This is a genomic window from Moorena sp. SIO1F2, from assembly GCF_010672755.1.
Lineage (GTDB): Bacteria > Cyanobacteriota > Cyanobacteriia > Cyanobacteriales > Coleofasciculaceae > Moorena.
Genome location: NZ_JAAHFV010000180.1, coordinates 1 through 12,972, shown reverse-complemented (window position 1 = coordinate 12,972; position 12,972 = coordinate 1). Strand labels below are relative to the sequence as shown.

9 protein-coding genes and 4 pseudogenes are annotated in these 12,972 nt (G+C 43.9%); 10 read left to right on the top strand and 3 right to left on the bottom strand.

The genetic code is table 11. The features are described from left to right. The 8 genes and pseudogenes from F6J94_RS20110 to F6J94_RS20075 all read left to right on the top strand — a co-directional run. Nucleotides 1–349: Rab family GTPase (locus F6J94_RS20110; protein ID WP_367142244.1), on the top strand; the 349-nt coding region annotated here is incomplete at its 5' end. 239 nt (nucleotides 350–588) lie between these two features. Then, a complete protein-coding gene (gene iscB / locus F6J94_RS20105; protein WP_293026621.1) occupies nucleotides 589–1,863 on the top strand; it encodes an RNA-guided endonuclease IscB in 1,275 nt (424 codons plus the stop codon). 150 nt (nucleotides 1,864–2,013) lie between these two features. Continuing rightward, on the top strand, nucleotides 2,014–2,229 hold the full coding sequence (locus tag F6J94_RS20100; RefSeq protein ID WP_293043656.1) for a hypothetical protein: 216 nt from the start codon (nucleotides 2,014–2,016) through the stop codon (nucleotides 2,227–2,229). Nucleotides 2,230–2,263: 34 nt separating this feature from the next. Next, a complete protein-coding gene (locus F6J94_RS20095) occupies nucleotides 2,264–4,300 on the top strand; it encodes a serine/threonine-protein kinase (RefSeq protein ID WP_293026623.1) in 2,037 nt (678 codons plus the stop codon). Nucleotides 4,301–4,552: 252 nt separating this feature from the next. Beyond that, nucleotides 4,553–4,783: pseudogene (locus tag F6J94_RS20090) on the top strand (RNA-guided endonuclease TnpB family protein); the annotation flags it as partial. Nucleotides 4,784–4,890: 107 nt separating this feature from the next. Next, nucleotides 4,891–5,418: pseudogene (locus F6J94_RS20085) on the top strand (RNA-guided endonuclease InsQ/TnpB family protein); the annotation flags it as partial. Between the two features lie 575 nt (nucleotides 5,419–5,993). Beyond that, entirely contained in the window at nucleotides 5,994–7,757 is a 1,764-nt protein-coding gene (gene ltrA / locus F6J94_RS20080; protein ID WP_293043654.1) for a group II intron reverse transcriptase/maturase, read from the top strand. Nucleotides 7,758–7,986: 229 nt separating this feature from the next. Beyond that, nucleotides 7,987–8,428: pseudogene (locus F6J94_RS20075) on the top strand (RNA-guided endonuclease InsQ/TnpB family protein); the annotation flags it as partial. A gap of 125 nt (nucleotides 8,429–8,553) precedes the next feature. Here the strand turns inward: F6J94_RS20075 and F6J94_RS20070 are convergent. From F6J94_RS20070 to F6J94_RS20060, 3 genes are all read right to left on the bottom strand, one after another. Beyond that, a complete protein-coding gene (locus F6J94_RS20070) occupies nucleotides 8,554–8,727 on the bottom strand; it encodes a hypothetical protein (protein WP_293043652.1) in 174 nt (57 codons plus the stop codon). Nucleotides 8,728–8,836: 109 nt separating this feature from the next. Beyond that, nucleotides 8,837–10,381: a glycoside hydrolase family 9 protein gene (locus tag F6J94_RS20065; RefSeq protein ID WP_293043650.1), complete on the bottom strand. Its 1,545-nt coding sequence runs from the start codon at nucleotides 10,379–10,381 to the stop codon at nucleotides 8,837–8,839. A 322-nt stretch (nucleotides 10,382–10,703) separates the two neighbouring features. After that, complete coding sequence (locus F6J94_RS20060) at nucleotides 10,704–11,027, bottom strand: hypothetical protein (protein WP_293043648.1); 324 nt, start codon at nucleotides 11,025–11,027, stop codon at nucleotides 10,704–10,706. Between the two features lie 747 nt (nucleotides 11,028–11,774). On the opposite strand from F6J94_RS20060, the gene F6J94_RS20055 reads away from it, so the two are divergent. Further along, nucleotides 11,775–12,089: a hypothetical protein gene (locus F6J94_RS20055; RefSeq protein ID WP_293043646.1), complete on the top strand. Its 315-nt coding sequence runs from the start codon at nucleotides 11,775–11,777 to the stop codon at nucleotides 12,087–12,089. 18 nt (nucleotides 12,090–12,107) lie between these two features. After that, a pseudogene (locus tag F6J94_RS20050) lies at nucleotides 12,108–12,887 on the top strand (RNA-guided endonuclease InsQ/TnpB family protein); the annotation flags it as partial. Between the last annotated feature and the right edge of the window lie 85 nt (nucleotides 12,888–12,972).

Here is a 12,972-nt window from a genome sequence, read left to right as displayed (position 1 = left end):
TCATACTAAATTTAAGGGAATTTCACCAACTTATTTAAAAGGAGCTCAGGGTGCAATTATTGTTGCTGATGTAACTCGCATGGAAACCATTGAGCACATTGTTCATCATATCGATCTGTTTTTATCCATCAATCCCAAAGGGTTGATTATTACTGCCTTAAATAAATCCGACTTAGTTGATCAAGCAAAACTGGAGGAATTGACACAGATGTTACAGAAAAAAACTGCCCAGCAAGACCAAGTCATAGCAAGTTATTATACCTCAGCGAAAACCGGTTTATACGTCGATGACATATTTTACCAATTAGGTGGCGGAACGCTTCAACAGGATTCAGGAGCCTGGGAGTAGCAAACCCCACGGATAAATCCGGGGGCTTGTGAATCATTACCTGACCAGCCTAAGTCCCGTCAGGGACTACGTTATCAGCAAGAGTTAAAGTTCCTACCTTGAAATGCGACGCTAGTTTCAAGCTCTAGAACCGGATTGTTAAACATCTTTATCAGGTTAAGGAAGTGCAATCTGGGAAGTACCGACTGATAACATTGGCGCAGCGAACTTTACCCTAGCAATAGGAGAATACTCACATTATGCGAGTTTTTGTACTTGATAAAAACAAAAAACCTTTAGATCCATGCAAGCCTGCTAGAGCTAGAATCTTGCTCAAACAAGGAAGGGCTAAGGTCTTTAGGAGATACCCGTTCACAATCATCATGCGCGATTTGGAGGAATTGGAATGTGTGACACATAATCATCAGATCAAACTTGACCCTGGTTCTCAAACGACAGGTTTAGCAATTGTTCAAGAAAAGGTGGTTGTTTGGGGTGCCGAACTAACCCACAGAGGTCTTCAAATTCGAGATGGTTTAACCTCACGTAGACAGTTGAGACGTTCTCGTAGAAACCGCAAAACTCGTTATCGACAGCCACGGTTTCTTAACCGTAAACGTCCTGATGGCTGGTTAGCTCCCAGTCTAATGTCGAGAGTCTATAATATTATCACATGGGTAAAAAAACTTACTCGATTTTGTCCGATAACTGGCATTTCTCAGGAATTAGTTAGGTTCGATACTCAGAAGATGGAAAACCCTGAGATTTCTGGCACAGAGTATCAGCAGGGCACACTCTACGGATATGAAGTTAGAGAATATCTACTTTCCAAATGGAATCGTAAATGTGCTTACTGTGGTGTGACTGATACTCCACTAGAGGTCGAACACATCAAACCTAAATCAAAGGGCGGTTCTGACCGAGTAAGTAACCTAGCAATTGCTTGTAGGAAGTGCAATCAAACCAAAGGTAATCAGGAAATCGAACAGTTTTTATCTGGTAAACCTGATGTTATAAAGCGTATTCTTTCTCAAGCCAAACGACCTTTAGTCGATGGGGCAGCCGTCAACTCAACTAGATGGAAGTTGTATAACGAATTAAAAGCCTTGGGTTTGCCGATTGAAACAGGGTCAGGTGGATTAACTAAGTACAATCGATGTCGGCAGAACCTTCCAAAAACACACTGGTTAGATGCCGCCAATGTTGGAAAAGTCGATACTTTGTACATCGAAGTTTATCAGCCATTGTTGATTTCAGCTAAAGGACATGGTACTCGTCAGATGTGCAGAACGAACAAGTTTGGCTTTCCCACTCGTTATGTACCAAGGTTGAAGTTTGTCAAAGGGTTTCAGACTGGAGATATTGCCAAAGCCGTTGTAACCAAAGGTAAGAAAGTGGGAACATACACAGGTAGAATAGCTACTCGAAAAACCGGTTCATTCAATATCTCCACTAAACACGGACTGGTACAAGGAATCAGTCACCAATATTGCAGCATTGTACATAGGAAAGACGGATATGCTTATAGCTTCTAGTTCAAAAGAAGTACTGTCTAGCTGCTGTTTGTGTAAGGGGAGAAACTCCTACCCACGCATAAATGACAGGGGTAGGAGTTTCTCCCCTTACCAACCCCCATTTTTGATGATTAGTTATATATATAGTGATATATAGCGTTTATCATAGTAATGAGGTACACAAGATTTTTTCCCTGTTGCCTGTTGCCTGTTGCCTATTCCCTAAAATCCAAAATCTACCTCACCTATTTTAGAAATGCTATATATCTTTATATATATAGCACAGTAGCTGATTTACCTATGCTTAGTCAACTACTGAGTCAACAGGTCACAGAATCCCACGCACTGTGTCAAGTCTCCGGGAGCAAGCCCTGGGAAAAAATCTAACATCCAAAATCCAACATCCAACATTCAAAATCGAATGACGCCCCTCTATTGTAGTAAAGGACATGAGAATCCCAATGGCAATAAGTTTTGCCGGGTTTGTGGCGAGATGCTGCCGTCCCTAGCCAAAACCTTTGACACTGGGAAGATTCTGGGTGGTCGCTACCGCATCCTCCGGGAGTTGGGACACGGAGGCTTTGGACGCACCTATTTAGCTCAAGACCTTAACCGCTTTAATGAACTGTGTGTGCTAAAAGAATTTGCCCCCCAAGTTCAAGGTAACCACGCCTTACAAAAAGCAGAAGAATTATTTGAGCGGGAAGCGGGAGTTCTTTATCGATTGCAACACCCTCAAATCCCTCAATTTCGTGAGTTGTTTCAGGTACAACAACAGGACAAAGGCACCCTATTGTTGGTTCAGGACTATGTGGAGGGGCAAACCTACCGCGCTCTACTGGAGGCTCGCCGACCTCAGGGACTCCGGTTTAGTGAAGCAGAAGTGACTCAACTGCTGATCCAAATCCTGCCAGTGTTGGAATATATCCATTTTATGAGGGTGATTCATCGGGATATCTCTCCCGATAATCTGATTTTGCGCAGTACCGATGGTTTACCAGTGCTGATTGACTTTGGCGGTGTCAAGGAGGTAGCAGCGAATGTGGCATCGAAGTTCCTAGGGTCAAAGGTGGCTGGTCAAAATAAGCCGATCATAACTCGGTTGGGTAAAGTTGGCTATGCTCCCCCAGAGCAGATGCAAGGAGGAAGTGTTTTTCCCCACAGTGACCTCTATGCTCTAGGGGCAACTATATTAGTATTAGTGACTGGTCAGGAACCCCAGCAGATAATTGACCCCAATACCCTGACCTGGAACTGGCGGCGAGAGATCAGCCTTAGTTCTACCCTAGGTCGTATCCTCGATAAAATGCTTCAACCTAGACCAGGGGAACGGTACCAAAATGCCAAAGAAGTGCTGCGAGACCTCACCACTCACCTTCAATTTGCCAGTGACCCGCAATCAGCTCCATCACCCCCTCAGACTAAACCGACTTTAGCAGTTGCCCCTGGTTCCAAGCCAGTAGCGGTTAACCAGCCAGCAACCCCAGCTACCAGAACACCATTAAGCACTTTTACAAACAATACCGTTTTAGACTGGCTTGGCAAGGTGGTTTTGGTATCTGTCTTAGCTGCTGCTGTATTTGGTTTTACCTTCTGGGCAACCAATTGGTGGTTCAAATTCAGAGGATCTCAGCCGGAACCCTCTCCAAAGGAATCACCCATCGATCAACCGGACATAAAGCCACCCTCGTGGTTTCCCAGCAACGAGGCAAAGCGCAAGGAATTGCTAGATCAGCGTCGTGCCAATTTGGAGATTGACGAGAAGTTCTACGTTCAGTTAGTCAATGAGGCCTTTTGGAACAAGTACCCCAATCAAGAAAAACGACAGCTAGGCACTGGATCAAAGGATGCTCCGTTAAGAGAAGAGTGGGATAAGCTGGCATTTGAGCTATTGACCCGGATTGAGTTGCTCAATTTGAGTCGGACGGCACGGGGAAGGTTGGGAAGCTATGGGACAGCAGATCTGACTAGCTGGAAGCAGCAAGTGAATCAGTTGCGTCTTTCTAGCCGTGCAGCTTATGATATTGCAGATTCTAAATTCTTTCATAAGTTTCCCGATCAGCGCGGTGAGAAGTTTATCGATAAGTCTATTGGTCAGGTGTGGCAAGGGATTGTTGGGGATACCATCGAAGCGTTGAAATCGGGCAAAGCCCTACAGCGCATCGAGTTTGCCCCTGGCGCAGTGATTCAGCAAGTCAGTGGTACCCTTGAGCCAGGAGACGGGAAAGCGTTTACGGCTAAACTTTCTGGTGGTCAAGTCATGGAAGTGAGACTGGCTACCGATGTGAATGCCTTGTTTTCAGTTTATGGTCCGAGCCGTAAGACCACCCTATTAGAAGACTCAAACGAACGCTACTGGATCGGGGATCTGCCAGCATCTGGTTTCTATGAGTTTGTGGTAGTTTCTCAAGCCTCTGAACCGATTAATTATCGACTTAACTTGAGGGTTGAAGATTAGTGATTGGTAATTTATAGCAGTTCTCAATTGGGTGAGCTATAGCGGTTTTTAGTCTAATGAGGTACACAGGATTTTTACCATCTTAGCTCTTACCTCTTACGAGGGAGCTAAAGCCCTTCAGCCCCGCGTATTTATACCGGGGATGAAGGGCAGTAGCGGCTTTAGCCGCCGTGAAAAAAATATTCTGAGAATGTTCCGGAATTTTAGTCTAGATGTTGTAGAATAAAGTAAAGCGGGAGAGGTCGATAACCGATGATCATTCTGGAATTCAAAGCCAAAGGAAAAAAGAGTCAATACTCAGCCATAGATGAAGCCATTCGGACTGTAAAATTTATCCGAAATAGCTGCATCCGTTTATGGATGGACAATAAGGGGACAAACAAATTCGATCTCAGCAAGTACAGTAAAGTGTTGGCTCATCAATTCCCATTTGCTAATGAGTTAAACTCAACAGCTCGCCAGGCTGCCTCAGAAAGAGCATGGTTAGAAGTTACCGTAAGAATAGTGGAGCCTTATTTCATGAGTTTTAACCCTTTTCTGCATAGCCTATCGCCTATAAAGGCTCCACTATTCTAAGGTTTCATCTCCGGTCATCGATCACTCGTTTTTCGGAAAATTGCCAGAAAAAGGTACCTGGCAAAAAGGGGTTTCCCAGATTCCAAAAGCATTGCAGATCGGTCGAATACAAACAATCAGGATGGAAGTTGTCCCCTGATAAAAAGTCAATCGTGTTCACTGACAAGAAGGGAATAGGGAAGCTTAAGCTTAAGGGTACATGGGACTTGTGGCGTTTCGACAAGAAGCAAATTAAGCGAGTCCGGATAGTCAAGCGAGCCGATGGCTATTATGTCCAGTTTTGCGTTTCCGTTGATTGTAAGGAGTCTTTAAAACCTACTGGCAATACTGTCGGTTTAGATGTGGGGCTAAAAGATTTCTACACCGACTCTAATGGCCACACAGAATCCTTACCCAGATTTTACAGAACAGGGGAAAAACGGCTTAAGTTTTATCAACGCCGAGTTTCCAGAAAAAAGAAAGGCTCAGCTAACCGCAGAAAAGCGATTAATAGACTAGGTAGGGCACACCTCAAGATAAGTAGGCAGCGTGAAGAACATGCCAGTGCGATTCGTTGGTTAGAAACCGAGAATATCGGAGGATTAACCGCAGGGTAACCTCACCCTGACAACTTGGATACCATGTTGGTGAAAATCCAACCCTCACGAAATCTGAGTGACAACCCTACCCCTAATCAATGAGAATTAACAACCTCTAGGTTAAAGCGGGGTCGAACAGCGAAACTCTATAAGCCTAAATATGGAGCTAGTAGCAGGTAAAATGCTCATGAGTACCGAAAGGGAAGATACACGCGAACCATCGTAATCTTCAACCAGCGCAATAAGGCTAGAAACGCTGGAAACAAACAGTAACGGAGTACATAGGGTCATAGGATTTAGCATTCATATGACGATTTCTCTAACTCCCGGTGGATAGTATCACTCTAAAAGCATACAGTATGGTACCCAGGAACGAAGTAACCCCGCAGGTGCTCTTGGAAAAGGTCGATTTTCCAAGTAGGTAGTTAGCCGCATGGCCTCCGGTGGAGAGATAGAGTCAGAAGCAAAAGTCACTATGTAACGTAGTGAATAAGCAGACAGACTCACGTATATAGGAAAAGATCTGGTTGCTAGTAGTAATGAATAAGTCTAAAACTCGGGGATTTCACCCAGAGTCGGAATGGAATAAAGTAAACTGGCGAAAGCTGGAAATTACAGTATTTAAGTTACAAAAACGAATATATCGAGCCTCTCAACGTGGGAATGTTCGCGTGGTAAGACGGTTACAAAAAACTTTAATGAAGTCCTGGTCAGCAAAAATGCTCGCAGTCAGGAAGGTGACCCAACAAAATAAAGGAAAAAGAACAGCTGGGATAGATGGTCGGAAAGCCCTAACAGGCAAACAAAGACTAAAACTAGCAAATAACCTTAGGACGTATAAAATACCACAGCCTACACGTAGAGTGTGGATTGAAAAACCAGGTCGAAAAGAAAAACGCCCACTGGGAATACCAACCATACAAGACAGAGCATTACAAGCACTAACCAAACAGGCTTTAGAACCTGAATGGGAAGCACGCTTTGAAGCCAACTCATACGGTTTCAGACTAGGAAGGTCATGTCATGACGCAGTCGAAGCCATTTTCGACAGTATCGCCAAACAACCCAAATGGGTCTTAGACGCAGATATATCAAAATGCTTCGACAAAATCAACCATGAAAAACTTCTCAAAAAATTAAATACCTTCCCCACTATGAAGCGATTAATCAAAGGATGGTTAAAAGCGGGAGTAATAGACGAAGGAACACTATCATCTACGGACGAGGGTACACCACAAGGGGGAATAATATCACCTCTTTTGGCTAACATAGCCCTCCACGGAATGGAAGAGACCATAAAAGAATACGTAGAAAATCTATCTTATAAAGAAACCTCAGTCAGAGGAAAAAGGGATAGAAGAAGAAGTATTAGTCTCATAAGGTATGCGGACGATTTTGTCATCATACATAAAAACAAAGAAGTGGTAGAGAAGTGTAGAGAAGTTATAGAAATATGGCTAAGTGACATAGGCTTAGAATTAAAACCAAGTAAAACCAGATTGACTCACACCAAAGAGGGATTTGACTTTCTAGGATTTAACATCCGAGAATACCCGGTAGGTAAACATCAATCCAAACAAGGTTTTAAAACTCTCATTAAACCATCAAAGAAAAAAGTGAAAGAACATTGGGGACAGCTAGAAATGGAAATAAAAAATCACCTAGCTGCCCCCCAAGCTGCCCTAATCAGCAAGCTTAAACCCATTATACAAGGTTGGAGTAACTACAACAAAAGTGTTGTAAGTAAAAAAACCTACGCTGGGTTAGATAATATGCTCTGGAACAAACTTCAAAGATGGGGATACCGAAGACATCCCAAAAAGTCAAAAACTTGGGTGAATAAAAAATACTGGGGAACCAAGGTCACCGAACCCAAAAATCCCTGGGATGCACCCAAGGTAGATAACTGGACTTTTATGACAAAAGAAGGAATATACCTTCCAAAACATTCAAAGACAGAAATCATTCGTCATACAAAGGTCAAAGGAAACAGCAGTCCCTACAACGGAGACCTAATTTACTGGAGTACTAGAATGAGCAAACATCCAGAAATGTCTAAACAGAAGGCTAAACTCCTCAAAAGACAAAAAGGAAAATGTGCTCATTGTAATTTGACCTTTAGAAACGAAGACTTAATGGAAACTCACCACATAAAACCACGCGCACAAGGTGGGAACGACCAACTCAAAAACCTTGAGCTACTCCACCTGCATTGTCACGATGAAAAACATAGAATGAAGCTCAAAACTAAGTGTCACGAATCAAGTAACGATTCCTCTGAACTAGATGACAACCCATTCTAATATAGAGGTGCCACATGACAAGGAACCCTATTGCGAGGAGCCGTATGATGGGAAACTATCACGTACGGTTTTGGAGACAAGTCGGCGAAGGCGACTTCCCGGCTTAGTTTAATAGAGACTGGGAACGAAGTTACCGCAAGAAGAGTGCAGCCAAAGCAAGTTGGTAGGCTATGCATCAAAGGTGACAGGTTTTGTTGTAAGGCTGCACTCTTCTAAGGTTTCGTCTCCGGCACGTTGCGTAATCCAATCTAACGATCTGGTCGCCTACGTTCGCGCAGCGTGCCGTAAGGCAAGACTTAAGGGTCAAAAATCTGGTTAAAAATCACTGTCTAGCCAAGTCTATTAATGATGCAGGTTGGTATCAGTTTAGAAGATGGTTGGAGCACTTTGGGCAAAAGTTTAGCAGGGCAACTGTTGCAGTAAACCCTGCCTATACCAGCCAAAATTGTTCTCAATGCGGCGAGATAGTCAAGAAGTCTCTATCAACCAGGACTCATACCTGTAAGTGTGGTTGTCAGTTAGACCGCGACCACAACGCTGCAATCAACATTCTTGAGAGAGCCTTGGGTACGGTGGGGTTTGAAGTTACCGTAAGTAGAGGGTCGCCTTTACAGGGGACTGGCTATGAGAAAAAGGGTCAAAACTTATTAACTAAGGCTCCACTCTACTAAGGTTTCGTTTCCGGCACACCGGAACCTGGATTTTAAATCCGAACTCTTCGGGAGATCTGTCCTCTACTCTTCTTGGTTCCGGCCAGGTTGAGCAAGACGGGTCATTGAGCGAAGAATCCCCGCGTCTAATGACCGGGGAGTGTCAACTCTTCTGACTTCGGAGCAGGGAGTAGCGATAAATCCGTAGTGTCAAACTTGAAGGTGCGGAATGTGGGTTCTATAGCGCTACGCACAAGGCAAGAGGCAAGAGGCATGCATGCAAAGGTGCGCTGTCCGCATCTAATTATTAAATTCGCCACGGGTCGCACCTAAAAGTTCACTAAAACAGCTTTTGCTGCTTGTATCAATGTCAAACACCTTAATGCGTAGTGCTATAACAACCGTTTAGAATTCCCCGGCGGGGGAGAGTTAAATTATTGAGTTAGTGATCGGATCTACTGTAGACAGTAATGGTTCAACTTGGATCGGATCTACTGTAGACAGTAATGGTTCAACTTGGATCGGATCTACTGTAGACAGTAATGGTTCAACGTTAGAACCCAGACTTAGTTCCATCTGTTCACGGTACATACGGGCAAGAGCACCAGTGAAGCCAGCGTTGTAGTCAAGAGCGACTTCATTAATGGCATAGTTAGTTCGAACATCGACATAGGCATTATCGTCTGGTTCAGAGGGACCACCCACCAATGCACCATAGAGAATGTTGAGGTTGTCCGTCGGTGATTCGATGTCATTGGTGGTGGAACCATGGGCTCCACGATGGTGGGGATTCTTGGGAGAATTGTGGCCAAAACCGACGACATAACTGCGATTGTTGGGATTATCCCCAAGAATGTAGTCAATTTGATCAGCGGCGAAATCGGAGTAACGACCATTACCATCATTAACGGTATCGCTATAAATACCAGCAAGGAAAGCTGTATTGGCAGCATATCGTAGGGAACCCCAGTCATCTAACCAAGCTAGTCCACCCTCAGTATATTCGATACCTTCACCACTATCGTCACTCCAGTAGTCCAGCCAGCGTTCTACTTCAATACGGTACTTATCCTGGTCAGTTTCTTGAGCAAGGAGGATGCCAGTACCATGGACTTTTTGATCCCAGGATTGAGTCTGAGTCGGATCAATACCTAGATAGTAACTTTCGGCTTTATCCAAGTAGGTCTGGTCACCGGTTGCTTTGTACAGCCAAGTTGCAGACCAGGCTAGTTCGTCTTCGTAGCCACTCCAAGAATTGTAGAAAATAGCAGCATCGGGGATAGAGTCAGAGTAGTTACCCTGATAGGTCTCGGCAAAGTCAAATAGGGCTTTCGCGTTATTGAGTAGTTGATTAGCGTAGCTGCTGTTTGTGGATTGGAAGGCAATTGAGGCAGCAGCTAAGGCAGCAGCGGATTCACCAGCTAGGTCAGAACCGGGATTTAAAGGATCAATTTTGAACGCTGGTCGCACCATGGTCATGGTTTCCGGCGGTGCCCAGACGCTGTGGTCGATTTCACCGGATCCAACCTGTCCCCAAAACTCTTCGGTTTGACCGTTACTGTCTGTGATGTGGGATTTGAGTATGTAATCTGTACCCCACTTAATGGCATCCAACGCCTCATCCCATTGACCCATTTGCTGGTAGGAATCTTGATATTCGATTGCCCCCCAAGCAAGCATAGTCATGGCAGCAGCCATGGGGAAGCCGAACTTGACGTGGTCCCCAGCATCGTAATAACCGCCAGTGAGGTCAACTCCTACATCAGCACCATCGTTGAGGGCAGAATCCCCGCGCCATGGGATGCGATTGTCCTCAGGAAGTTTACCGGAGCGCTGAGCTTCATAAAATAAGAAGGACTTTTCGACAGCGTCAGCATAGTTGAACTGTGGTGAAATATTGGTGTTGATGATACTGGGTACAGTCTCACCATTTCCATTGGATGAGTCGAGTTGAACAGGAGTAGATTCATTCATTAGTCATTAAAAATTAGTAATATTTGATAACAAAGCAAGTCAAATTAACCCTGTTTAATACTGGGAAAACGAAACCGTTCAAATTACAATTTTTTGTTGTTTATGAAGATAAAAAAAACCAAACAAGTTAAATTACCCCTGTTTAATACAGGGACAATGAACTAGCCTCTAAGTCCCCGTCAATAAAGGAGATAATAGGGCATCATATTTGATTTACAAAAGCACTTTAAGTTTTAGTAATACTACTCTCAATGGTTACACCGAAATAGTTTTGTTTTGTAACGATAGCTAATATTAGTTTACAACTGTCAGGATATTTCTTTTAAAGAAAGCTATAAGTTATTGTTAATTTTGGGGAAAGAATTAAAATCCCTAACACACTGTATCTTGAACTAATCAGTTTTAAATTGGGTGAGGTACAAAATTTTGGGATTTTAGGGAACAGGGAACAGCGGATCTGGGAACAGGGAACAGCGGATCTGGGAACAGGGAGTAGTGATGCAGCGCTATACTTTATTAACTCTTGCCTCTTGCCTCTTGCCCTACTCTTAAAGAACAGCGGATCTGGGAACAGCGGATCTGGGAACAGCGGATCTGGGACTTCGGGGCTGGAAGGTAGCGCCGTCTTGAGGAGCCAGTTGCTCATCTAACTTCCCGCGCCCCCCACACTCCCCCTTTTAGGTGTATGATTTTAAGATTTATGCAGAAGATAGAGAAAATGAGGGAGAATTTCAACCCATAGGTAAAGGCATTTGTTGAATGACAGATGCCAGAATACGTAAAAAACCTCGCCCTTTACAACTTAAAGAATATGGTTGTTGAGAGTGGGTCGAAAATTGCAACGGATCGGCGTCGAGGCCATCGTCGTCAGTTTTAACCGATAAACTACTAGCAGATAAACAGAGAAACATCAAGCGAGAGTTAGCCACTTAATTTATTGAGTGGCCGGGGAGCGCGCCGGGATTCCCATACGGCTCTCGTGTTATGGAAGTTGCCTGGTTCTACCTAAAGTCTCTAAGAATTCAGAAAGGCTTAATCAAGAATCTTTGGCCATCTCTTTTAATCCATTCCAGGCTGTCTCTGTTGTCATGACACTATACGATTTCTTTCGTACGCCATGTAAACTTGGTCTTCCCACTTTTTTATTAGTTTTTTCTGGCATTCGCTTGACACCTTGATTGGCAGGGTATATTATTAATTTAATACAGTAAAAAAACGATACAAAATGTATGGCTGCCAGCAACATTTAATAACTACAAAACCTGAAAACCAAGCGATCATAGAGTTTATCTGCTCAGAAGCAAACAAGCTCACCAATTGTGGGCTATATTATTGCCGTCAAATGTTGTTTAAGGCTGGCAAATACCTCAATAAGGCAGAGTTGGACAAAATAATGAAAACTAATGTCCACTTTAAGGCAATGAGGTCTGCCTTTGCCCAACAGACATTACACGGAATTGTTGAGTCCTTCAAGTCTTACAAGGCTCTCAAGAAGCTGTACGACAAAGGGCAATTGACTGACAAGCCTAGAGTCCCAAAGTACCGCAATAAGCGAGGTCTAGCTGTAGTTAGTTATCCCGCTCGGTGGGTGAAACTAGTGAAAGGTCAACTCAAATTCACTTTAGGAAAGCAGATTAAAGCTTGGTTTGGGATTGACCATTTTTTACTGTCAATGCCATCCAATATCGATTTCAAATCAATCAAATAATATCGGTTTGTCCCTAGGAATGGCTGTTTTTATTTGGAGTTTGTATATGAGAGACCAAGCCCTGATCCAGTGGCACCAACGAGCAATGTTTTAGGCATCGATCCAGGTCTCAATAACTGGTTAACCTGCGTCTCTAATGTGGGGAAGTCATTCATTATAGATGGCAGAAAAGTTAAATCGCAGAACCAGTGGTACAACAAGCGTGTAGCTGCAATCAAAAAAGGAAAATCTCAAGACTATTGGGATGAGCAATTAGCTTCTTTGACTGAGAGGCGCAATCGACAAATGCGTGACAACGTGAACAAGGTTGCTAGATTCATTATTAATTGGTGTCAAATCAATCAGATTAGCACAGTAGTATTTGGCTGGAACAAGCGAAATAAAGACAGCATAAATATTGGCAAAAAGAATAATCAGCAGTTTGTTCAGATTCCTACCGCCAAATTGAAAAACCGGATTGAACAATTGTGCGTTGAATACGGAATTAAATTTGTCGAAACCGAAGAAAGCTACACCAGCAAAGCTAGCTTTTTAGATCGTGACTTTCTACCTGTGCTCGGCGCGAAACCTGAGGGGTGGACAGTAAGCGGAAAGCGAGTGAAGCGTGGACTTTATCGGTCGGCAAAAGGCGAATTAATAAATGCCGACTGCAACGGAGCTGGCAACATTTTAAGAAAAGTAGTGACACAGCTAGGGTTTCCCCTAGCCGAGGTCAGTAGGGCAGCCTTGAACCTGCCACAACGGTACAAACTGGATTATCGGGTAGGTCAGAGGGATTACTCCCTCTTTGCCCCCTAAGCACCGTGCGAACGAGTCTCCTGGTACACGGCGCAACCAACTCCGAAAAACACGTTATTCTGTGCAACCCTTTTCCCTTCGACCC